Here is a 22,235-nt window from a genome sequence, read left to right on the forward strand (position 1 = left end):
AGCCTGCTCGCGATGAACGATAACGCGGTTTATTTGCTGGGCACCCGCCACAAATACCAGGAGGCCACCGTGCGGTAGGGGCTCCACGCCAACCCGATCTCGATCATCTGCTTGCGCGTCGGCTGCACCTCCAGCCCCTTGAGCCGTCGATAACCCTCACGCACGCCAAAATCATCGGCCGGCAGGATATCCGGGCGCTCCAGGCTGTAGATCAGCAGCATCTCCACGGTCCAGCGCCCCACCCCGCGCAGGGTGATCAGGCGTTCGATCAGCGCTTCATCGTCCATGGCCAGCGCCGTGGCGTAATCCGGCACCACGCCGTCCAGCGAGGCCTGGGCGATGCCCTGGATGGTCGCGATCTTGCTTGCGGAAAATCCACAACTGCGCAGTCGGTCGAAATCCGTGGCGACGATTTGTTCAGGCCGGGGAAACGAACCCGAACCGAACAGCGCCAGCAACCGGCCGACTATCGCATCGCCGGCCTTGGCGTGCAGTTGCTGATAGGCAATCGCCCTCACCAGCGACTCATACGGATCACGGGCCGCATGGGGCTGGTGCAGGCACGGGCCGATGGCGTCGATGTGGCGGCGCCAGTCGTCATCGATGGCCGCCAGGAAGGCACTGGCCGCCTGATAGCCGTCGGCCATGGGCTCAGGCTTTCCCGGACGGTTTCAACAAGGCGTTCACTTCGCCATAGGTCAAAGCCTTCAGGTCGTGGCTATCGAACTTGCCGGTTTGCAGGAAACTCTTGGCGATGCCGGCCATGGCGCCGTAGAGGAACTCGGCGATCCCCGAGCCTGCGGTCAGGCGGCGTACGCCGAGTGCCTCAAGCGCTTCGGGCGACGGCAGGCCCGGGAACCCCAGCACATTCAGCGGCAGCGAGGTGCCCTGGCACAGCGCCTTGATCTCGTACTCCGCGGTAACGCCGGCGGCAAACAGGCCATTGGCACCGGCCGCCTGATACAGCGCGGCGCGCCTGAGGGTTTCGGCGACGCGATCTTCAGCAGGCACCAGGCCTCGAAGGTAGACATCGGTGCGCGCATTGATAAACAGGTTCACGTTACGTCGGTCGGCCACCTGACGCGCGATTTCAATTTTGCGTACCAGCAACTCCGGCGGCGAAGAGCCGTCTTCGATGTTGATCCCGACCGCACCAGCGGCGATCACCGCATCAACCACCTGGGCCACCCGCTCCAGGTCATCGGAATAACCGGCTTCGATGTCGATGGTCAGCGGCACCGAAATGACCCGGGCAATCGACTCGACCGTCGAGACCAGACGCTCAAGGGGCAGAGTGTTGCCGTCTGGATAGCCATGCACCCAGGCCACCGCCGCGCTGCTGGTGGCCACGGCCTTGTTGCCCAGTTGCTCCACCAGTCGCGCCCCGGCGGCATCGGCGACGTTGGTGAGGATCAGCAAACCTTCTTGATGCAGTTGGTGCAGTTGATTGTCGAGCCTGTCCATCGAGTTTCCTTCCTTATGAAAAATCTGTGGGGGGATCAGAACGCCAATTGCTCCGTGAGCTGCACCTCTGCGTTCTCCAGCCTGAGCAGAAACGCCTTGCGCGGCTGGCCTCCAGCGTAGCCGGTCAACGAGCCGTCGGCGCCGATCACCCGGTGGCAGGGCACGACAATCGATAAGCGGTTATGCCCGTTGGCCAGGCCCACCGCCCGGCTGGCACCGGGCTTGCCCAGGCTCGCCGCGATGGCGCCGTAGGTGGTGGTCCGGCCGTAGGGGATCTTCGCCAGTTCAGCCCAGACCCGGCGGGAGAACTCGCTGCCGGGCATGTGCAAGGCCACGCTGAACTCAGTGAGCGTGCCGGCGAAATACGCGGACAATTGCTCTTCGATCTGCTGCAAATGCGCGTTGTGCCCCGGCGCCACGGCATAACCAAAACGGTTTTGCAGGGCTTCGACCGCCGGGTTCAGTGATGCCTGGTCGAGAAACTCCAGCAGCACCAGCCCGCGCCGTTCGGCCATGGCGATCATTGGCCCCAGCGGTGTGGTCAGGCGCGTGAACAGCAGCGGCTCGCTGTTGGCCGCACGGCCCGGGGTGATGTGAAACGACTTCTGGAAGGCATCGCGAAAACCGCTCAGGGATTCGTAGCCGGAGTCGAAGGCGACGTCATCGATGGAGTCGCCCTGCTTGATTCCGCCCAACGCCATGCCCAGGCGCCGGGCGCGCAGCCAGGCGTGGAAGGTCATGCCGAAATGCTGCTTGAACCAGCGACGCAGTTTCAGTGGTTCGATGCCTGCGGCCATTAGTTGGGCGTCAGTCCAGCGCTGCTCCGGGTCGGCGTCTACCGATTTGAACAGGGTCTGCACCCAGTCCGGCGCGCTGGCGGCGGTGTCCAGCGGTTTGCAGCGCAGACAGGCGCGATAGCCCGCCGCCAGGCATTGTTCGGCGTTGGCGAAGAACTCGACATTTTCCGGCTTCGGGCTGCGGGCGGTGCAACCGGGGCGGCAGAAGATGCCTGTGGTCTTGACCGCCGTGAAGAACACCCCCTCGTAGGAGGTGTCTCGCTCGAGCATGGCGCGAACCATCTCGACACGGGGCGGAAGCAGCGTTTTTTGTAGGTTCATGGGCGCAGCATAGATCGCGTCATGGATGGCCTCCACCGGAAAATCGACAGTGAATTTCCGATTTTCACAATGATCCGTAGGATCAAGCGCGTCTCGCCATCAGAAGTACCGACGCCGCTGCTGACAGTAGGCCTGCACAGCAACGATTAAACATCCGCTTGCCCGACGGCCTGGCGAACCAGCGGCGCATGTGCAGGCCCATGTAGGCGTAAGCGCCGATGGCGATCCATTCCAGCACCAGAAACAGCGTACCCAACACCACGAACTGCGGCGCAATGGCGTGGGTCGAGTCGACGAATTGCGGCAGGAATGCGGTGAATATCAGGATGGCCTTGGGTTTGCTGGGGCGTAGCTTGATTTCGCCCTGAGCTGATGGGCCGTTTTCAACCCAGAGCAGACATTCCTCATGTGGCCGTAGAGTCCAGCAGGCGCACCAGAACCAGCCAGAAACGCAATGTCATCGAATTGCTAGGCGGAGCCAAGAAGGGTATTTGCATGCACTGAGCACCGTCGCCTCACGCGAAAAGGTGAATATTTGCGAGGATAAATCCGACGACATAGGACAGGAATGCCAGCGAGATGCCTTGCAAGGGGCGGGTGAACCAGTACAGTTTCGCCATCACAAGGTAGGCACCAAGCACGATCAAACCTGTGAATCCGAGGAAATAAGAATGAAAGAGCAGCATCGGCTGCTGAAGTGCCAGATATCCAAAAATCACTCCGAACAAAATTGCACCCAGACTGTGGCTCGCGTTGAAGCCGATCCATGCTTTCCACACGCTTGTTTGGCGGCTGATGACGGGGGAGGTCGTTTTAAGTCGTGCTAGTAAGTCGGTGTCACGCGGATGGAGTTTGTCGCCAACGTAGGTGTAGGCCAGATGCACCAGGCCTAACAACATGATGATTCCTGCACTGATCGTTATGAGTATTTGCGCAAGCATGGCGGTTCCTACTCAATGTTCATCAGGCGTTCGGTTTCGACCCACGCGGAAATCGACGCGGGAAATTCAGGCGAGGCCGGATTGAGACCCATCGCATTGCGCACGTCCGCGCTGCTCACGAAACCGTCTCTGCCGACAATCGCGCCTTTGCTGTGGCCGTGTGCCATCATCCTGCCATCCTGCAGAAACTCGAACGCCATGTAGTTCCAACGCGCGTCCCAGCATTTCATCGAAAAGCGTAGGGTATAAACCGCGAACGGCTTCAGGGCGCGACGGTACGAAATGATGCTACCGCCCAGCATGGGGCGCCATCTCTTGCGTAGCGCGACCTCGATGAATCCGGCGCGGGTGAAGTATTCGATCAGGGCCAGGTCAGTGATCGTCATGTAGCGACCGTTGTTCATGTGGCCGTTGATGTCGAGGTCATTGGGCCAGACGCGCATGACCAGCTCGATGGTTTCACCCATCTGGATCGGCGATTTAAAACGGGCTCGTAGCCAGGTCCAGAACAGCCGAAAGTAAAGACTCATGCTGATTTCTCTTTCTTCGATTTTTTTGGCGCAGCTATCGGCCGCGGTTCGATGCGTCGCTGTTTTTCGTAGGCGGCGACTAGTGGGGCAATCCGTGGATCGGTACTGCCGGGGCCCGGAACCCAGTCAAGGTCGCGCAGGGTTAGCGCTTTGCCAGACCGATTGCGAGGTCGCATGGGCTCGAGCACTTCGCCCGATTCGCGCTCGACGATCTGGATCGGAATCGAATCGGGAGTTTGTAGCCAGCGGTCGCCCCACTGTAGCAATGCGATTAGGACGGGCAGGAGATCTCGTCCCTTTTCGGTTAGATGGTAGGCCTTGCGAAGCGCATCGTCGCGGACCGGCGCCTGCACCAGAATATCGGCGGCAATCATTGCATTCAGGCGCGTGGTCAGGATGTTGCGTGCGATGCCGAGGTGCAACGCAAACTCGTCGAAACGGCGTGTGCCGAATACGACTTCGCGAATCAGGAGGAGTGTCCAGCGATCGCCCAGCACCTCAAGAGCGCGGGCGGCAGAACAGAGGGACTCGTTGACTCTCAGGCGTGGCATAGGACTTCAACTGCAAGAAATGTAGTCTCGACTCTATGTTTTTTAGTTTCAGTAAGCAACTATTTTAGTTTCTTAATAAAACTTAATCTGTGTTTTCCGCAATTCTTTTAAGGCCACCATGCAGGTAGAGAATGGGAGTGCCAAAGCCGTGGGAAACCTGTTCGGCCTTGCATCCGTGAGGGATAGTCACGGTGCTGAATGGACCAAACGAGCGTTGAAACAATCAGTCGCATCAGTGCGAATGGCGGCTTTTGAACTCATGACCGAGCGTCCGGTCCTGGCTGTTATTTGCCTGTCACGACCGCAGCCGATTGCAGCTAGATGCGAAGAGCCGCCCGAACTTGTATTAATTTTTTAGCCAATTCAGCCAGGGCGTTTCAGGGACTCCGGATCGAATGACACATTTGCAATACTGCTAGCGTCAGGTACTGGTTGAGTCGATTTCGCGTAGAGCCATTGTCATGCTTCGTGAGGCGCGCCCACCTGATCTGTACGCAGGCAGCGCGCGCCAAGTGCTGGCCGTTAATTGAATCCCCCATTTTCAGTTGCGAAATGACTGCGCCAGAAACTCGGTGATCAGCGATGCAATCTGCAGCTGGATCAACGCCCGCGGTCGAGCGTCATCGCCATCCTGGCAAATGATGCCATCGCCTGGTGCGTCTTCTTCGAGCAACGCCACCGCGCCAGGTTTGCATATCGACGAAAAGCTGAAGTGGCTGGCGTCCTTGATCTCGACGTAACGATTCGTCGCCGGGGGCAAGCGCTTGGTCAGGTCGGCGGACTCCAACCGCGCGGGAAGGTCTTCAGAGGGCGCGCCCGCTGCGATCACCAGTGTCGGCACCGGCAATGTCGCCAGACTTTCATTGGTCAGGCCGCGTGACAGGCCCAGGTCCAGGGAAACGATGGCGGTGACACGTTTGTCGCTCAGATCGGCGACCAGCCGGGCTTTCGATGCCGGGGTGCTGTCGGGGTTGATCTGTTTGTAAACGCTGCAGCTGGCCAGCTGCGGATGGGTGATGCAGTCCTGGACAAAACGGTCGGGATCGAATCGGGCTCCGGCGATTTCCAGGGCGGTCCAGCCGCCAAGTGAATGACCTACCACTGCAATCTGACGCTTCGCCACTAACCCAAAGTGTTCCGGCTGAGACATGACCGCATCGATGGCCCGCTGCAGGTCGACGGGACGCTGCCACAACTGTGCCGCGGCTTTAGGGTTGCGATCACGGGTGGTGGTGCCGGGGTGGTTGACTGCCACCACGATGTAACCCTGATGGACCAGTGCACTGGCCAGCCATGACTGGTTCCCCCAATTACCGCGAAAGCCGTGGGAGAGCACCACCAATGGATGCGCGCCTGCGGCCGGAGGAGCATCGCGGACGGCGAGGGCACCGACAAACACCGGAGTATCAGCGATCAACTGCGGTGTGGCAGTGGTTGCACTCGGGTACCAGACGACCAACTCCAGCGGGCGGTCATTTTGCTTGTCTGGCAACGTCGAGGCCCGGAAGCCTATGGGGTTGTCACCAGCGAATGCATGTATGTTTAGGCAGATAAGGAGCAGGGCGCCGAGCACTATTTTCATTGTTTTATCTTCCTTGATGGGATCAGCGTCGATTGGACTCGATCAGGTGCGCGGGAAACATATCAGCCATCGTGTCGGCATACACAGAATTTAGTTGTGTTGCATCGACCGGTTGAATCCACAGCCGATAGCAGCCTATTGGGCGATTTTATATTGCCCATCATTAGGCTTGCCGGCCGCCACCAGGAATTCCTGCCGGGCCAGCGCCAGCGTGCCCACGGGCGCAGTGGTGACCACGTTTTCGACGCCAGGATCGGCGCGCCACAATTGCCAGGCGAGGTAGAACAGGTAGGCCGCGCCGAGGATCTTGATGGCGTAGAACAACAGCTCAGAGGTTTGCAGCACCACCGCCAGTCCCGCCGAGGCCAGGGCAATCATCCCGGCGAACGCCAGCAACCGGCCGATGCCGGCCACACACGCGATGCGGTAGCCATAGCGGGTCGAATTGCTGACCGACAGCAGGTTGTTGGGGCCAGGTGCCATGTTGAGGGCAAAGCAGGCCGGCAGAAACAGGGTGAGGGTGGCGAGGTCCATGGTGGGCTCCTGTAGCAAGAGCGCTGTTTTTATCACGGCTCACCCCTGGCCAGACCCATACAGTCATGGGCGCAAACCACCGTACACAGGGCTATCTGGCGAACTTTTTCGCCCCGGCGACGCAGAGGATCACGGCGACGGTGACACCCAGCATGCCTGCGCTGACCTGTTCATGCAGCAGGGTGGCGGCCAGGGTCAGCCCGAAAAACGGCTGAAGCAGCTGCAATTGCCCGACGGCGGCGATGCCCCCTTGGGCCAGCCCGCGATACCAGAACACGAAACCGATCAGCATGCTGAACAGCGAGACGTAAGCCAGGCTGAACCAGGCCGGCGTGCTGATGCCGGTGAACGAAGCCGGCAAACGCATCCAGCTCAGCACGGCCACGACCGGCAGCGACAGCACCAGCGCCCAGCTGATCACCTGCCAGCCACCCAGGGTGCGCGAAAGCTTCGCGCCTTCGGCATAACCCAGGCCGCAGGCGAGGATGGCCAGCAGCATCAGGATGTCGCCCTGGGGGGAGGCGGTCAGCCCCTGTGACAGGGCAAATCCGACCACCAGCAGGCTGCCCAGCACCGAGAAAATCCAGAACGCCGCCCGTGGCCGCTCGCCGCCGCGCAGGACGCCGAACACCGCCGTCGCCAGGGGCAACAGGCCGACGAAAACGATCGAGTGCGCGGACGTCACGTATTGCAGGGCCAGCGCGGTCAGCAAGGGAAAGCCGATGACCACGCCCAGGGCAACGATAATCAGCGGTATCAGTTGCTGGCGCGCCGGGCGTTTTTCCTTGAATAACCACAACAGGCACAGCGCCAGGACCGCAGCGATGGTCGCGCGTGCGACCGTCAGGAACACCGGGTCAAACTCCAGCACCGCCACCCGAGTCGCCGGCAGCGAGCCGCTGAAGATCACCACGCCGATCAGGCCGTTGATCCAGCCGCTGGTGCTGTTCTCCAGCGTCCGGTGTTGCAGGTTCGAGGTCCGTTCCATTTGGCTCACGCTCATTGTCTGATTGCACGAAACTCATCGTATGAGCGACTATCGATACAATCAAAAAATTGTCATGGATACATCTCGGCATGCCTCGATCCCGCTACAAGACGCTGGTAGATGCCTTTGCCGCCGACATCCGTTCCGGGCGTTTGCCGCCCGGCACGCGCCTGCCGACTCACCGGCAACTGGCTACAGAGCACGGTCTGGCACTGGTCACCGCCAGCCGGGTGTATGCCGAGCTGGAGGGCATGGGCCTGGTCAGCGGCGAAACCGGACGCGGAACCTTTGTCAGGGAAACCTCGTTGCCGCCGGGGCAGGGCATCTCGCAGCACGTGGTGGCGGCGGGGGTGATCGACCTTAACTTCAACTACCCGTCGTTGCCCGGGCAGGCCGACCTGTTGCGCACGGCCTTGCGTCAACTGGCGTTGTCCGGTCACCTGGAATCGCTCCTGCGCTATCAGCCCCACGCGGGACGCCTGCACGAGCGGGCCTCGGTCGCGCGTCATCTGCTCGACCGCGGGCTGCGCGTGCCGGCCGAACAGGTGTTGATCGTCAGCGGTGCTCAGCATGGCCTGGCGGTGGCGATGATGACGCTGCTCAAGCCCGGCGATGTGATCGCCGCCGATGCGTTGACCTATCCCGGCTTCAAGACGCTGGCCGAAACCCTGCATCTGGAAGTCTTGCCGATTCCGGTCACGGACACCGGGCCTGATCTGCCGGCCCTGGAAAAACTCTGCCGCAGCCGATCGGTACGGGCTGTGTATTCGATGCCGACCTTGCATAACCCGCTGGGCTGGGTGATGGACCTCGATCGGCGCGAGCAGTTGGTGGCGATTGCGCGCCGGCATGACCTGACGATCATCGAAGACGCCGCCTACGCGTTCCTGGCCGAAAACGTCCCGCCACCGTTGGCCGAGCTGGCACCGGAGAGGACGGTGTACGTGTCCGGCCTGTCGAAGAATGTCGCCACCGGGCTGCGCGTCGGTTTCATCGCTGCGCCCGCGCAATGGGTTGTCGCCTTCGAGCGCACGATCATGGCGACCACCTGGAACACCCCGGGCGTGATGACCGCCATCGTCACGGCCTGGCTCGACGACGGCACCGTCAGCCAACTGGAGGTGCAAAAGCGCACGGACGCCCGGGCCCGGCAAGCCCTGGCCCGCGAGGTGCTGGCAGGACTCAGGACCATCAGTCACCCGAACTCTTATTTCATCTGGCTGCCGCTGGCGGAAGACGCACGGGCCGACCAGATCGCCATGGCGCTGATGCGCGAGCAGGTGTCGGTGTCGCCGGCCGAGCCCTTTGCGATTTCGGCCCATGTGCCGCACGCGATACGCCTGGCGTTGGGCTCGGTGGACATGGACTCGCTGCGGATTGCCCTGGGCAAGGTCAAGAACGTCGTTGGCTTTTACTCATAGCGCTGCAGGGCAGTTTTCTTCAATACGCGAATCGCTCGGCTCTTTACCTTGAGGGCCTCGTTCAATTCGATGGAAGAAGGTGTGCAATGAGTCTGATGATGTCCATGGCGGCGTTTGCGCTGGTCGCTTCCATCACGCCGGGGCCGGTCAACATTGTGGCGTTGAGCTCCGGCGCACGCTTTGGTTTCCGGGCCAGCCAGCGTCACGTGGCAGGGGCCACCCTGGGGTTTGTCTTGCTGTTGGTGCTGATGGGGCTGGGCCTGCATGAGTTGTTGCAGCAGTGGCCGGCGCTGACCCAGGTGGTGCAATGGGCGGGGGTGGCCTTTCTGTTGTACATGGCCTTCAAGCTGGCGGCCGACAGTGGGCAGGTGCAGGCCAGTGAATCGGCACAGGCGCCATCGATGCTGTATGGCGCCATCATGCAATGGCTCAACCCCAAGGCCTGGCTGGCCTGTGTGGCCGGCATGGGCGCCTTCGTCGCCGATGGCGAGGCGCACCTGGTCTGGCAGTTCGCCGCGATTTATCTGGTGATCTGTTATGTGTCGGTCGGTTGCTGGGCGTATGCCGGGACGTTTTTGCGCGGTTTCCTCAACAACCCGTCGGGTATGCGCCTGTTCAATCGGGCCATGGCTTTGTTGCTGGTGGTGAGTGCGGTGTACCTGTTGTTGCCGTAACGGCAATCACGAAGGACTCACCCCCCGATACTGCCCCGGCGTCGCCGCCAGATGCTGTTTAAACGCCCGTTGAAAATGCGCCTGATCGGCGAACCCCGCTTCCAGTGCCACGTCCGCGATCAGCTTGCCGCTGCGCAATCGATCCTGGGCGAACTGGATGCGCCGGTTCACCAGGAACGCGTGGGGTGTCATGCCGTAATGCTGCTTGAAGGCACGGATCAGGTAGGACGGTGACAGTTGCGCCGCTTCGCAAATGTCTTCGAGCCTGAGGGTTTGCGTGCAGTGGTCGCGGATGTAGTCGGCCGCGCGCTCCAGCTTGAAGTTGGGTTCGCGCAGCGGCGGGTCGGCCGGGTTGAGTCGTAGCTGAACCTCGGTAAAGAACTCCACGGCCACGCTGTGTTTGCGCAGCACGTCTTGCTGTGGATCGATCAGCACTTCATACAAGCCCGCGAGGCCGGCAAACAGCTGGGCGTCCCGGGTATGGGTCAGCGTAAAGCGGCGAAACGCCGCGTCATCGCTGAACCCGAGCTGGTGCTGTAAATCGGTCAGCCACGGCGTATCGACGTACAGCATCAGGTACGACCAGGGTTGGTCTTCGATCGGGTTGCAGGCGTGGACGTCGCCGGGGTTCATCAGCACCACCGTGCCGACGCTGACCTCGAATGTCGACTGCTCATGCAGATAAGTGCTGCGCCCGGCGGTGATCGCCCCGATGGAAAAGTGCTCGTGGGCGTGCCGGGTGTAGCAGACTTCGCGCCCGTCGGCGATGGCGCGGGCTTCGATGAAGGGCAGGGCATCATCGCGCCAGAAGCGCGGGGCCTTGTCGGCGTTCTTGGCAACGGCGTGCTTCATGCTCGCTCCTCGGCAGGTCAGCGCCCGAGTGTATTAGCTCTCGCCGTCAAAGGCTCGTTGCAGTACGGCAATATCGAGTTTTTTCATCTGCATCATCGCCTGCATGGCCCGTTGGGATTTCTTCGTGTCGGGGTCCTTGATCATCTCCATCATCGCGACGGGGACGATCTGCCACGACAGCCCGAACTTGTCCCTGAGCCAACCGCATTGCTGGGCTTCGGGCGCGCCACCGGCCGACAGATTGCCCCAGTAATGATCGACCTCTTCCTGGCTCAGGCAATTGACCTGAAACGAAACCGCCTCGCTGAACTTGAACAAAGGCCCGCCGTTGAGACCGGTAAAACTCTGTCCGTCGAGCTCGAAGCTGACGGTCATGACCGAACCCTCGGGCCGGCCGTGGAACTCGAATCCGGCGTGGCCGTAATGGGTGAGGGCAGTGATTTTCGAATGGTCGAAGATCGAGCAATAGAACTTCGCCGCCTCTTCGGCCTGATCGTCGAACCACAGGCAGGGCGTGAGTTTTTGTACGCGTAGCATGGTGCCAGCTCCTCTGCAGGTAACGTATGTTCCGGACTTTCAGCGTAGTCAGCCTCTGCTCGTCTGGCCGTACCGTAGATCGAGAAAATTGTCAGAGGGTTAAGTGAGCGTAGTCATAATGACTTTGATTGGAGTCAAACAGACTATTCTGGTGGTGTGTCTTTATGACTCGTATGTGCGCAAGTGCTTGGACCTAAAGGGGTAAAAACCTGGCACGGGACTTGAAGGGGTAAAGGTACAACTGAACGCCTTCAGGAGTTCGCACAATGTTCAACTTCTTCAGCAACCCTCAGAACGTCCTTCAATGGTCGAGCCGTGTACTAGGCGCGGGCCTGGCGATGCTGCTGGTCGGCATTTACGGTGCCTATCTCTACGACGGCCATCTGGCGATCACCGTGCTGGTGGCGATGCACGCCATGACCATTATTGGCCCGACCCTGTTGAAAATCGGCTATGTCATGCGCCTGCTTTCCCAGTATCGCCTGAGCCAATTCCCGGCCCGAGTGGTGGCTTGATGCGCAAACTGGCGGCTGCACCGCTCTTCAGCCTGGGCTTTCGACCCTTCTTTCTGGCCGGCGCCGGGTTCGCGGCCCTTGCCATCGCGATCTGGGCCTTGTGGCTGTACGGCCGCTTGCCCGGTGCGCAACCGGTGGGTGGCATGCTCGCCTGGCATCGACATGAAATGCCATTCGGATTTGCCTCGGCCATCATTGCCGGGTTCCTGCTGACGGCGGTGCCCAACTGGACCGGTCGGTCGGGGCTCAAGGGCTGGCCGCTGATCGGCCTGGTGCTGGTGTGGCTGCTGGCACGGCTGGCCTGGCTCCTGCCGATACCTGTGCCCTTGCTGCTGGCGTTGCAGGTTCCGTTTTTGCCGTTGCTGGTGTGGGCGTTGGGGCGCGACCTGCTGGCCGCGCGCAAGCGCGAGAATTATCCGATTCTGTTGATGGTGATGCTGCTGGCCGGGTGTCAGGCGTTGACGTTGCTGGGGTTTGCCGTTGATGACGCCAATCTGCAACGCCATGGAGTGCTGGCTGCCTTGTGGCTGGTGGGCGCGCTGATGAGCGTGATCGGCGGGCGGGTGATTCCGTTCTTTATCCAGCGCGGCTTGAACCGTCCCGCAGCGCCTGCGGCTCATCCGTTGCCGGGCAAGGTGTTGCTGATCAGCGCCATGCTGGCGGCGGTGTCTTTTGCCGCCGGATTGAATGACGTCCCACGGGTGTGGCTGGCGCTGTTGTTTGCGTTGATCAGCGGTTTGCATCTGCTGCGATTGTGGCGCTGGCATGATCGCGGCCTGTGGCGCGTGCCGCTGCTGTGGTCGCTGTACCTGGCTTATGCCTGGCTCGCGGTGGCGACGCTGGCCATGGCGCTGTGGCACCTGGGCTGGATGCCGCAACAAAGTCTGGCCACCCATTCGCTGGCTGTCGGCGGTATCGGCGGGTTGGTTCTGGCGATGATCGCGCGGGTCAGCCTGGGGCATACCGGGCGCTTGTTGCAGCCGTCAAAGGCGATCGTTGCGGGGTTTGCCCTGTTGTTGCTGGCGGGTGTGTGTCGAGTGTGGCTGGTGCCGTTTTCCGATCAGGGTTTGGCGCTGTCGGCGTTGCTGTGGTGTAGCGCTTTCGGTGTTTTCGTCTGGCGCTACACCGGCATTTTATTGGGGCCGAGGCTCTAGCGAAGACCTTCAGGGCCGCCCTTCGAGGCGGCTTTTTCATGACCGGTGGTCGATGCGCCACGGCCTGCCGGCAAATTTGCGCTTAGCTGAAGGGATAGCCCGAGGCGCGCGCAGGTTTTACAAGGCCGCAGCGACGCCCCTTCAGATCACCCTGAGTCTGAGGAACCGCGCCATGCTCACCCTGAACATCAATGGCCAGGACCAGGAGCTGGATGTCCCCGCCGACATGCCGCTGCTCTGGGTCTTGCGCGATGTCGCCCACCTCACCGGCACCAAGTTCGGCTGCGGCATCGCCCAATGCGGGGCCTGCACCGTGCACGTCGATGGCGCACCGCTGCGCTCGTGCATTACACCGGCCACGGCCGTGGCCGATGGACAGAAGATACTCACCATCGAAGGCCTTTCCGCAGACGGTTCGCACCCGGTCCAACAGGCCTGGGCGGAACTTGACGTGGTCCAGTGTGGCTACTGCCAGTCCGGGCAGATCATGTCGGCGGCGGCCTTGCTGGCGAAAATTCCGCAACCGACCGACAACGACATAGATCAGGCGCTGTCCGGCAACATCTGCCGTTGCGGCACTTACCCGCGAATTCGCGCGGCAGTCAAGCGCGCCGCCGAGCTGGGATGAGGTGGCCATGAACAGCATCAACGGACTATCGCGTCGTGGTTTTCTCAAGGGCAGTGCCGTGCTGGGCGGTGGATTGGTGGTGGCGTTTGCCATGCCCGGTGCCCACCGTTTCGCCATGGGCGCGGAGAACCAGGGCAACGTGTTTGCGCCCAACGCCTTCCTGCGCATTGGCAACGACAACAGCGTCACTGTGTTGCTCGGCCATTCGGAAATGGGCCAGGGCATCTGGACCGGCCTGACCATGCTGATCGCCGAAGAACTGGACGCCGATTGGACGAAAATCCGCGTCGAGCATTCCCCGGCTTCGGCTGCCGATTACGGCCTGCCTGCCTTTGGCGGAATGCAAATCACTGGCGGCTCGACCTCGACCTGGATGGAGTTCGACCGCTATCGCCAGGCCGGCGCGGCGGCGCGCTTGATGTTGATCGATGCGGCGGCCAAGCGTTTCAACGTCGCGCCGTCCGAGATCCGTACCGAATCGGGGGTGGTCATTGCCGGTGAACACCGTGCCACCTATGGCGAACTGGCCGATGACGCCGGGCAATTGCCACGGCCAGACCCGGCCTCGATCAAGCTCAAGGATGCGAAAGACTGGCGGCTGATCGGCAAGCCCACCAAGCGTCTGGACACGCCGGAGAAAATCACCGGCCGGGCGAAATTCGGCATGGACGTGCAGTTTGACGGGCTGATGACCGCGATGGTCGCCCGTTCGCCCACCTTCGGCGGCAGCGTCAAATCCTTTGAAGGCGCCGAAGCGCTGGCGATTCCGGGCGTGCACAAAGTGGTGCAAGTGCCGACCGGCATCGCGGTGATTGCCGATCATTTCTGGGCGGCGAAGCTGGGGCGCGATGCGCTGAAAATCGAGTGGAATCCGGGGCCGAACGCCGCGCTCAATAGCCAGGCGTTGCTGGAAAACTTCCGCAAGCTCGCCACCACCCCCGGTCTGAACGCCGGCCAGGCGGGGGATACCCAGGCTGCGCTGGCGAAAGCGGCCAAGAAGATCGACGTTGAATACAGCGTGCCTTATCTGGCCCATGCGCCGATGGAGCCGCTGAACTGCACGGTGAGCATCACCCAGGACAAATGCGAAATCTGGACCGGCACCCAGTTCCAGACCCTGGACCAGATGGTCGCCGGGAAAATCACCGGGCTCAAACCGGAACAGGTGGTGATCCATACCGAATTTCTCGGCGGCGGCTTCGGGCGCCGGGCCAATCCGACGTCGGATTTCGTCAGCGAAGCGGTGTATGTCGCCAAGGCCGCCGGTGCACCGGTGAAAACCGTGTGGGCGCGGGAAGACGACATCCGCGGCGGCTATTACCGCTCGGCGTTCCTGCACCATGCGCGGATCGGGCTGGGAGCCGACGGCCTGCCGCTGGCCTGGAAGCATGTGATGGTCGGGCAATCGATCATGGCCGGAACCTCGCTTGAGGCGAGCATGGTCAAGGACGGCATCGACAAGACCTCCGTCGAAGGCGTGGTCGACAGCCCTTACCTCGAAGGACTGGCCAATCACCAGATCGAACTGCATTCCCCGAAGACCGGCATCAGCGTGTTGTGGCTGCGTTCGGTGGGGCACACCCACACCGCGTTTGTCATGGAGTCGCTGATCGATGAACTGGCCACGGCGGCCGGCAAGGATCCGGTGGAATATCGGCGCACCTTGCTCAAGGATCATCCGCGCCACCTCGGTGTGCTGAACCTCGCGGTGGAGAAGGCCAACTGGACGGCGCCGCTGCCGGACGGCCATGCCCTGGGTGTGGCGGTGCATGAGTCGTTCGGCAGCTATGTGGCCCAGGTGGCCGAGGTGTCACAGGACAACCTTGCCATCCGCGTGCACCGGGTGGTGTGTGCGGTGGACTGCGGCATTGCGGTCAACCCCCAGAGCATCGCCGCGCAGATGGAGTCGTGCATCACCTTTGGCCTCAGCTTCGCGTTGCACAGCAAGCTGACGCTCAAGGACGGACAGGTGGTGCAGTCCAACTACCACGACTATCGGGTGCTGCGGCTCAACGAAATGCCGGTGGTGGAAGTGCATATCGTGCCCAGCAGCGACAAACCCGGCGGTATCGGCGAAGCCGGTGTGCCGCCCATGGCGCCGGCGGTGGCCAACGCGGTGTTTGCCTTGACCGGGCAGCGCCTGCGGGAGCTGCCCTTGCAGCTGTCGGGGGTGTGAGATGAAACGACATCACTGGTTGCTTGGGGCGTTGATCCTGATCTTTCTCATCGCCTACGCATCCCACGTGTTCGCCGATGACCGCGAGGCCTTGCAGGCGTTCGACACCGTGCAGAAAGTCTTCCAGAGCCCCCGTTGCCAGAACTGCCACATTCCCGGGGATTCGCCGCTGCAATTCGATGCCGGCGTGCCCCACGCCATGAATGTCGTGCGGGGCATGGATGGCAAGGGCTCGGCCGGGTTGCCCTGTGCAACCTGCCATGCGCAAAGCAATCCGCCGGCCAGTTACGGCCCCCACGCGCCACCCGGGGCTCCGCACTGGAGTTTGCCGCCGGCCGCGCACCGCATGGCCTGGATCGGCCTGCCAGCGAACAAGTTGTGCGAGATGATCAAGGATCGCTCCAGCAACGGCGATCGGGATTTTGCCGCGCTGATCAAGCACGTCAGCGACGACAAGCTGGTGCTTTGGGGCTGGAATCCGGGCGGCAATCGCGCGCCGGTACCGGTGCCCCACGATGTCTTCGTCACCCGGTTCAAACGCTGGGCCGATGCAGGAGGACCGTGCCCGGTGGCGGGTAGCTGACCAGCGGCACGCTAACAGGGAGTCAATGCGGGTATGGGCCACTCTAATGTGCATACCCGCCAAGGAGTGAACGATGTTGATCTCAGGCAAAGCGGGAAAATCGGGTCGATCCGCAAACCCGTTGCTCACGCCACAGCAAGAACGTGAACGGCTGCGGGATCTGGCGCGCCAGGCCGAGCAAGAGCTGGCGGGCGTGCAAATGGCAAGCATGGACGAGCTGACGCTGCTGTCCAATCGCCATGGCTTCACCGCGCTGGCCCGGCTCGGGCTAGACGCCTGCCGGGAGCTGGGGACGCCGGCGACGCTGCTGTACTTCACCCTTGATGAATTCAAGCGCATGAGTTATCTGTATGGCCGGGCCAAAGGTGACGATGCGCTGAAGACATTCGCCGATGTCCTGCGTATCGGTTTTCGTGAAAGCGATGTGGTCGGCCGGCTCGAAGGCGACCGGTTCGTGGCGTTGCTGACCGGTTCCAGCGTCGTGGAGATTGAGGCGATCAAGGCCCGGCTCAATGAGATGCTCGATGAGCGCAACGCCACGGCGCATCGCAGTTATGAGATTCGGTTCAGTGTGACCCAGGTCGAATATGACCCCATTGTTCATGACTCGATCGAGGAACTGCTGGAGGAGGCCGAGCGTGTGATGAGCCGCTAGGGCGGTGTGGTGTTGGCGGGCCTCTTCGCGCGCAGGCTCGCTCCTACAGGTTTTGTGAACGCCACAAATCCACTGTGGGAGCGAGCCTGCTCGCGATGGCGTCCTGACAGGCACCACCTATTTGGCAAACAACTGCCCAATGTCCTTGAACGCCTTGAACTCCAGCGCATTACCGCAAGGATCAAACAGAAACATCGTCGCCTGTTCACCCACCAGCCCCTGAAAGCGAATCCCCGGCTCGATCACGAAGCGCGTCCCCAGTGACTTCAAGCGCTCGGCCAACGCCTCCCACTCAGCCATCCCGAGTACCACGCCAAAATGCGGCACCGGCACATCGTGACCATCCACGGCATTGGTGTGCGCGGCCTCTTGCGCAGGGTTTTTCGGTGCCAGGTGAATCACCAGTTGATGGCCGAAGAAATTGAAATCCACCCAATGGTCGCTTGAGCGGCCTTCTTCCAGGCCAAACACTGAACCATAGAAATGTCGGGCGGCCGGCAAGTCGTAGACTGGAATGGCCAGGTGAAAAGGGGACAGTTGCATCAGGCGAACCTCGGTGTGGGTGGGAATGTGTCGAGTTTAGCCCTGTGTTTTTTGATTGAAAGACGATATTTTTTGCATCGAGCTCAAATTATTTCGATCAATCGAGGTCGCCATGCTGCGAGAACTGAAAACCTTTATCGCCGTGGCGCGTTACGGCACGTTCGCCGCGGCCGGTATGCACATCGGCCTGACACAGTCGGCGGTCAGCGCGCAGATTCGCAATCTGGAACAGGCCCTTGGCATCCGTCTGTTCGACCGCACCGGCCGCCAGGCGCTGCTCAATGCGGCGGGGCAGCGTGCGTTGCCGATGGCCAGGGAAATGCTCGAGACCTTCAGCCGCATGGCTGTCAGTGACGATGTCAGTGAGTACCGTGGCGAACTGAAAATCGGCGCGGTGGCCACCGCCCAGACCGGCCTGCTGCCCCAGGCGCTGGTGCGCTTGCGTCAACAGGCGCCCTTGCTGGAACCCAAGCTGGTGCCCGGTGTGTCTCTGAACCTGCTGAGCCAGGTGGACACGGGAGAAGTGGACCTGGCGATCCTGATCAAGCCGCCGTTTGAGTTGCCCAAGGAATTGTCCGCGCAGGTGATTCGTCGCGAGCCCTTCGTGCTGATCGTACCGGCGGACCTGAACGGCGAAGATCCGCTACAACTGCTCGCCGAGCACCCTCATGTGCGCTACGACCGCAATTCGTTCGGCGGGCGACTGGTGACGCGGTTTCTGCGCGAGCGGCAGATCGAGGTGCAGGTAGCGCTGGAGCTGGATGAGCTGGAGGCGATTGTCAAAATGGTCGAGTGTGGCTTGGGGATTTCGCTGCTGCCGGAGGCCGGGTTGTGGCTGGAGCATGGGGCGAAGGTCAGGGTAATCCGCTTGGGCGAGCTGACCTTCTATCGAGAGATTGTCTTGTTGCAGCGTTACAGCCAGCGTAATCAGCCGATTCAGCGGTTGTTTGCGCAATGCCTGACGCCGAAAGCGAATTGAACATAACCCCCTGTGTTTGTCCGGGAAATTGCAGGCAAAAAACCATCATTACTCTTCGATGCTGCCCATGGCTGCGGCGCTGAAACCACCGCCCACGTACATGATTTCACCGCTGATGCCTGCGCACCTTTTCCGTTTCAACCTATCAGTTCTGCTAGTACCCAATAGTCGAAACAGGGCGGATAGTGATTTATCCATACTCCATGAATGGATCGATCCTATGTTGACTCAACTGCGGTCACTGCTCTGCGAATATCACTACGATCCTCTTGATCGCCTGAACAGTCATGCCCAACCGAATGCCCCCGTGCATCAGCGGTTTTACTGCCAAAGTCGTCTTGCCACCGAGATACAGGGGGCATTACGCAACACCATTTTCCAGTCGGGTGATCAGGTTCTGGGGCAACAACAGCGCCAGGGCGACTCAATCGACGTCGCGCTACTGGCCACTGATCAACAGCGTTCAGTCCTGCAAACACTCCAGAAAGACAATCTGCCGCAACCCATCGCTTACTCACCCTATGGCCACCATCGAGCCGAAAGCGGCTTGAGTAGTTTGTTGGGTTTCAACGGTGAGCGGGCAGATCCCGTGACCGGGCATTATTTGCTGGGTAATGGATACAGGGCGTTTAATCCGGTGTTGATGCGGTTCAACAGTCCGGACAGTTGGAGTCCGTTTGGTAAGGGGGGATTGAATGCTTATGCGTATTGTGAAGGGGATCCGATTGGGCGGACGGATCCGACAGGGCATGTCGGGAATATTTTTAGTAGGTCTTTATTTAGGTTTATGAATACTGAAGATATTTATGGGGTGGTAATAAAAAAATATAATCTTATTGGTTATAAGGTGGCTAAAACAAGTGATCTAAGCGAAATGACTGCGCGAGGAGGAGCTTCGCGGGGCAAGGCTGGTTTCAAGGTGGAAAGCAGTGAGACTGCTGCTTATCATAAGCAGGACAAGACTACGGAAAACATGACTCTTTCCAATTTGTCGGAATGGACAGATATACACAGGGTTTACTTGGAAAGTGATCATTTGCCATCCGTAAAAAACTTTAAAGAGGTACTGCCTTATGCACGTGAGCTAGAAGGGAGAGGCTCCGGATTCATGCCGCTTGAAGTTCCAGCTGAAAATATTAACAGGATGTTGTTTTCAAGGTATAACAGATGGGGTGAAGACTTTGTGGCTGGTCAAAATGTATTTTCTGAAATAAGTGACAGATTGTATGTGATACGTAAGACGGATAAACAGGTCAGCAGACAAGTGCTTGAACGTAAAAAGGTAAAAATTATTGGTATTGAGGAATTGGAGAGTTAGTTTTTAGTAAATTGATATTATAAGAAACCCGCCAAAAGAGGCGGGTTTTTTATCGGCTGACCGAAGATTACTCTTCGATGCTGCCCATGGCCGTGGTGTTGAAGCCACCGTCCACGTACATGATTTCACCGCTGATGCCGGACGCCAGGTCCGAGCACAGGAAGGCGCCGGCGTTGCCGACTTCGTCGATGGTGACGTTGCGGCGCAGCGGGGTTTGCGCTTCGTTGGCGGCCAGCATCTTGCGGAAGTTCTTGATGCCGGAAGCGGCGAGGGTGCGGATGGGACCTGCCGATACGCAGTTTACGCGGGTGCCGTCCGGGCCCAGGGAGCCGGCCAGGTAACGTACGCCGGCTTCCAGGGAAGCTTTGGCCATGCCCATGACGTTGTAGTTCGGCATGGTGCGCTCGGCGCCCAGGTACGACAGGGTCAACAGGCTGCCGTTGCGGCCTTTCATCATTTCGCGGCCGGCCTTGGCCAGGGCCACGAAGCTGTAGGCGCTGATGTCGTGGGAGATGCGGAAACCTTCACGGGTGGTGGCTTCGGTGAAGTCGCCGTCCAGTTGGTCGCCCGGGGCGAAGCCGACGGAGTGCACGATGCAGTCCAGGCCGTCCCACTTCTTGCTCAACGCTTCGAAGACCTTGGCGATCTCTTCATCGCTGGCCACGTCGCACGGGAAGCACAGTTCAGGGCTCGAACCCCAGCCTTGTGCGAACTCTTCGACACGACCCTTGAGTTTGTCGTTCTGATAAGTGAAGGCAAGCTCAGCGCCCTCGCGATGCATGGCGGCAGCGATGCCGGATGCGATGGACAGCTTGCTGGCGACACCGACGATCAGTACGCGCTTACCGGCGAGAAAACCCATGTGTTGCTCCTCTTTCAGGTTATTGCGCAGTGGCCGGAGCCAAAAAAGCGGCTTCCAGCAACTGCTGTGTATACGGATGTTGGGGGGCGGCAAAAATGCTTTGCGCGTCTCCCTGTTCGACCACTTGGCCATGCTTGACCACCATCAACTGGTGGCTCAGCGCTTTCACCACAGCCAGGTCATGGCTGATAAACAGATACGTCAGGTTGTACTTGCTTTGCAGTGAACGCAAAAGCTCCACTACCTGGCGTTGTACCGTGCGGTCGAGGGCCGAAGTCGGCTCGTCCAGCAAAATCAACGCCGGTTTTAACACCAATGCCCGGGCAATGGCGATTCTCTGCCGTTGCCCGCCGGAAAATTCGTGGGGGTAGCGGTGCCGGGTTTCCGGATCCAGACCTACCTCCTTGAGTGCTGCAATGATCGCTTGTTCCTGTTCCGCCGCGGTGCCCATCTTGTGGATCCGCAGGCCTTCGCCAACGATGTCATTCACGCACATCCGCGGGCTCAGGCTGCCGTATGGGTCCTGAAACACCACTTGCATCTCCCGCCGCAGCGGCCTGACCTGTTGCTGCGTCAGGCAGTCTAGCTGCTGGCCTTCAAAACGAATGGCGCCTTTGCTGGCGATCAACCGCAAAATCGCCAGGCCCAGGGTCGATTTACCGGAACCGCTTTCTCCCACGATCCCCAGGGTCTGGCCCTGGGGCAGGCTGAAATTGATGCCGTCGACCGCCTTGACGTAATCCACCGTGCGCTTGAGCAGGCCCTTCTTGATCGGAAACCAGACTTTCAGGTCCTCGACCGCCAGCAAGGGCGGGCCGATCACGTTGCTTGCAGGCTTGCCGCCGGGCTCCGCTGCCAGCAGTTCCCGAGTGTACGGATGCTGCGGCGCGCGGAACAATTCTTCGCACGATGCCTGTTCGACGATGCAACCTTGCCGCATGACACATACGCGATGCGCAATTCTTCGAACAAGGTTCAAATCATGGCTGATCAGCAGCAGTGCCATGCCCAATCGGGCTTGCAGTTCCTTGAGCAATTCGAGGATTTTCAGCTGGACGGTCACGTCCAGCGCGGTGGTCGGCTCGTCGGCGATCAGCAGTTCCGGTTCGTTGGCCAGGGCCATGGCGATCATCACCCGCTGGCGCTGGCCGCCGGACAATTCGTGGGGCAGGGCCTTGAGGCGCTTGTGCGGTTCGGGGATGCCGACCATCTCCAGCAGCTCCAGGGTGCGCTTGGTCGCGACCTTGCCGGTCAGGCCCTTGTGGATGCCCAGCACTTCGTTGATCTGCTTCTCGATCGAGTGCAGCGGATTGAGCGAAGTCATCGGCTCCTGAAAGATCATCGCAATCCGGTTGCCGCGAATGTGGCGGATGGTTTTTTCTTTCAGGTCCAGCAGGTTCTGCCCGGAATACAAGATGGTGCCGGACGGATGCCGCGCGAGCGGGTAGGGCAGCAGGCGCAGGATCGAATGCGCTGTTACCGATTTACCGGAACCGCTCTCGCCGACCAACGCCAGGGTTTCACCGCGCTTGATGTCGAAGCTGACACCTTCGACCGCCAGCTGGCAGCGATTGCCGACGACAAAATCGACGGACAGGTCGCGCACTTCGATCAGATTTTCCTGATTCAT

23 protein-coding genes and 2 pseudogenes are annotated in these 22,235 nt (G+C 60.5%); 10 read left to right on the forward strand and 15 right to left on the reverse strand.

Annotated features, from left to right (window positions below; translation table 11 throughout):
• Positions 1 to 29 precede the first annotated feature (29 nt).
• The 10 genes and pseudogenes from AABM52_RS13330 to AABM52_RS13375 all read right to left on the reverse strand — a co-directional run bounded on the left by AABM52_RS13330 (position 30) and on the right by AABM52_RS13375 (position 7,708).
• On the reverse strand, positions 30 to 647 hold the full coding sequence (locus tag AABM52_RS13330) for a DNA-3-methyladenine glycosylase (protein ID WP_347912203.1): 618 nt from the start codon (positions 645 to 647) through the stop codon (positions 30 to 32).
• Positions 648 to 651: 4 nt separating this feature from the next.
• Entirely contained in the window at positions 652 to 1,464 is an 813-nt protein-coding gene (locus AABM52_RS13335) for an isocitrate lyase/phosphoenolpyruvate mutase family protein (RefSeq protein ID WP_347912205.1), read from the reverse strand.
• Positions 1,465 to 1,499: 35 nt separating this feature from the next.
• Positions 1,500 to 2,582 carry a trifunctional transcriptional activator/DNA repair protein Ada/methylated-DNA--[protein]-cysteine S-methyltransferase gene (locus AABM52_RS13340; protein ID WP_347912206.1) on the reverse strand — a complete coding sequence of 361 codons (1,083 nt, stop codon included), beginning with the start codon at positions 2,580 to 2,582 and terminating at the stop codon, positions 1,500 to 1,502.
• Between the two features lie 82 nt (positions 2,583 to 2,664).
• Positions 2,665 to 2,919, reverse strand: a pseudogene (locus AABM52_RS13345) (LysE family translocator); the annotation flags it as partial.
• A gap of 178 nt (positions 2,920 to 3,097) precedes the next feature.
• Positions 3,098 to 3,523 carry a hypothetical protein gene (locus AABM52_RS13350; protein WP_347912207.1) on the reverse strand — a complete coding sequence of 142 codons (426 nt, stop codon included), beginning with the start codon at positions 3,521 to 3,523 and terminating at the stop codon, positions 3,098 to 3,100.
• A gap of 8 nt (positions 3,524 to 3,531) precedes the next feature.
• Positions 3,532 to 4,053: a thioesterase family protein gene (locus AABM52_RS13355; RefSeq protein WP_347912208.1), complete on the reverse strand. Its 522-nt coding sequence runs from the start codon at positions 4,051 to 4,053 to the stop codon at positions 3,532 to 3,534.
• Complete coding sequence (locus AABM52_RS13360; RefSeq protein ID WP_339493143.1) at positions 4,050 to 4,604, reverse strand: helix-turn-helix domain-containing protein; 555 nt, start codon at positions 4,602 to 4,604, stop codon at positions 4,050 to 4,052. Before AABM52_RS13360 ends, AABM52_RS13355 begins: the two co-directional genes overlap by 4 nt.
• A gap of 541 nt (positions 4,605 to 5,145) precedes the next feature.
• Complete coding sequence (locus AABM52_RS13365) at positions 5,146 to 6,186, reverse strand: alpha/beta fold hydrolase (protein WP_347912209.1); 1,041 nt, start codon at positions 6,184 to 6,186, stop codon at positions 5,146 to 5,148.
• Positions 6,187 to 6,351: 165 nt separating this feature from the next.
• Positions 6,352 to 6,720, reverse strand: a pseudogene (locus AABM52_RS13370) (LysE family translocator); the annotation flags it as partial.
• Between the two features lie 91 nt (positions 6,721 to 6,811).
• A complete protein-coding gene (locus AABM52_RS13375; RefSeq protein ID WP_347912211.1) occupies positions 6,812 to 7,708 on the reverse strand; it encodes a DMT family transporter in 897 nt (298 codons plus the stop codon).
• 89 nt (positions 7,709 to 7,797) lie between these two features.
• On the opposite strand from AABM52_RS13375, the gene AABM52_RS13380 reads away from it, so the two are divergent.
• Together AABM52_RS13380 and AABM52_RS13385 are read left to right on the forward strand one after the other, a co-directional pair.
• On the forward strand, positions 7,798 to 9,129 hold the full coding sequence (locus tag AABM52_RS13380) for a PLP-dependent aminotransferase family protein (protein ID WP_347912213.1): 1,332 nt from the start codon (positions 7,798 to 7,800) through the stop codon (positions 9,127 to 9,129).
• Between the two features lie 86 nt (positions 9,130 to 9,215).
• Positions 9,216 to 9,803, forward strand: a complete 588-nt coding sequence (locus AABM52_RS13385) for a LysE family translocator (protein WP_347912215.1) — start codon at positions 9,216 to 9,218, stop codon at positions 9,801 to 9,803.
• A 6-nt stretch (positions 9,804 to 9,809) separates the two neighbouring features.
• On the opposite strand, the gene AABM52_RS13390 is transcribed toward AABM52_RS13385, so the two are convergent.
• Complete coding sequence (locus AABM52_RS13390; protein WP_347912216.1) at positions 9,810 to 10,655, reverse strand: AraC family transcriptional regulator; 846 nt, start codon at positions 10,653 to 10,655, stop codon at positions 9,810 to 9,812.
• Between the two features lie 33 nt (positions 10,656 to 10,688).
• Positions 10,689 to 11,192, reverse strand: coding sequence for a VOC family protein (locus AABM52_RS13395; protein WP_347912217.1), 504 nt, complete (start codon positions 11,190 to 11,192; stop codon positions 10,689 to 10,691).
• 266 nt (positions 11,193 to 11,458) lie between these two features.
• Here AABM52_RS13395 and AABM52_RS13400 point away from each other — a divergent pair, with 266 nt between their 5' ends.
• The 6 genes from AABM52_RS13400 to AABM52_RS13425 all read left to right on the forward strand — a co-directional run bounded on the left by AABM52_RS13400 (position 11,459) and on the right by AABM52_RS13425 (position 16,903).
• Positions 11,459 to 11,707 carry a transmembrane sensor/regulator PpyR gene (locus AABM52_RS13400; protein ID WP_347912218.1) on the forward strand — a complete coding sequence of 83 codons (249 nt, stop codon included), beginning with the start codon at positions 11,459 to 11,461 and terminating at the stop codon, positions 11,705 to 11,707.
• Positions 11,707 to 12,861: an NnrS family protein gene (locus AABM52_RS13405; RefSeq protein ID WP_347912219.1), complete on the forward strand. Its 1,155-nt coding sequence runs from the start codon at positions 11,707 to 11,709 to the stop codon at positions 12,859 to 12,861. The genes AABM52_RS13400 and AABM52_RS13405 overlap by 1 nt, the downstream gene beginning before the upstream one ends.
• Before the next feature lie 172 nt (positions 12,862 to 13,033).
• The gene (locus AABM52_RS13410; protein WP_347912220.1) at positions 13,034 to 13,489 is read left to right on the forward strand and encodes a (2Fe-2S)-binding protein; all 456 of its coding nucleotides are present in this window, start codon (positions 13,034 to 13,036) and stop codon (positions 13,487 to 13,489) included.
• A 7-nt stretch (positions 13,490 to 13,496) separates the two neighbouring features.
• Positions 13,497 to 15,665, forward strand: a complete 2,169-nt coding sequence (locus AABM52_RS13415) for a xanthine dehydrogenase family protein molybdopterin-binding subunit (protein ID WP_347912222.1) — start codon at positions 13,497 to 13,499, stop codon at positions 15,663 to 15,665.
• Between the two features lies 1 nt (position 15,666).
• Positions 15,667 to 16,248, forward strand: a complete 582-nt coding sequence (locus tag AABM52_RS13420; RefSeq protein ID WP_347912223.1) for a hypothetical protein — start codon at positions 15,667 to 15,669, stop codon at positions 16,246 to 16,248.
• A gap of 73 nt (positions 16,249 to 16,321) precedes the next feature.
• Positions 16,322 to 16,903, forward strand: a complete 582-nt coding sequence (locus AABM52_RS13425; protein ID WP_347912224.1) for a GGDEF domain-containing protein — start codon at positions 16,322 to 16,324, stop codon at positions 16,901 to 16,903.
• Between the two features lie 117 nt (positions 16,904 to 17,020).
• On the opposite strand, the gene AABM52_RS13430 is transcribed toward AABM52_RS13425, so the two are convergent.
• Positions 17,021 to 17,446: a VOC family protein gene (locus tag AABM52_RS13430; protein ID WP_347912225.1), complete on the reverse strand. Its 426-nt coding sequence runs from the start codon at positions 17,444 to 17,446 to the stop codon at positions 17,021 to 17,023.
• Between the two features lie 112 nt (positions 17,447 to 17,558).
• On the opposite strand from AABM52_RS13430, the gene AABM52_RS13435 reads away from it, so the two are divergent.
• Together AABM52_RS13435 and AABM52_RS13440 are read left to right on the forward strand one after the other, a co-directional pair.
• Positions 17,559 to 18,425: a LysR family transcriptional regulator gene (locus AABM52_RS13435; RefSeq protein WP_347912226.1), complete on the forward strand. Its 867-nt coding sequence runs from the start codon at positions 17,559 to 17,561 to the stop codon at positions 18,423 to 18,425.
• 220 nt (positions 18,426 to 18,645) lie between these two features.
• Positions 18,646 to 19,743 (forward strand): RHS repeat-associated core domain-containing protein, encoded by a 1,098-nt coding sequence (locus tag AABM52_RS13440; protein WP_347912228.1) that lies wholly within the window; start codon positions 18,646 to 18,648, stop codon positions 19,741 to 19,743.
• A 67-nt stretch (positions 19,744 to 19,810) separates the two neighbouring features.
• Here the strand turns inward: AABM52_RS13440 and fabI are convergent, their stop codons facing one another.
• Together fabI and AABM52_RS13450 are read right to left on the reverse strand one after the other, a co-directional pair.
• Positions 19,811 to 20,605, reverse strand: a complete 795-nt coding sequence (fabI, locus tag AABM52_RS13445; protein ID WP_046037212.1) for an enoyl-ACP reductase FabI — start codon at positions 20,603 to 20,605, stop codon at positions 19,811 to 19,813.
• Positions 20,606 to 20,624: 19 nt separating this feature from the next.
• Positions 20,625 to 22,235, reverse strand: a complete 1,611-nt coding sequence (locus tag AABM52_RS13450; protein ID WP_347912230.1) for an ABC transporter ATP-binding protein — start codon at positions 22,233 to 22,235, stop codon at positions 20,625 to 20,627.

The sequence above is a fragment of the Pseudomonas grandcourensis genome (assembly GCF_039909015.1).
Taxonomy (GTDB): domain Bacteria; phylum Pseudomonadota; class Gammaproteobacteria; order Pseudomonadales; family Pseudomonadaceae; genus Aquipseudomonas; species Aquipseudomonas grandcourensis.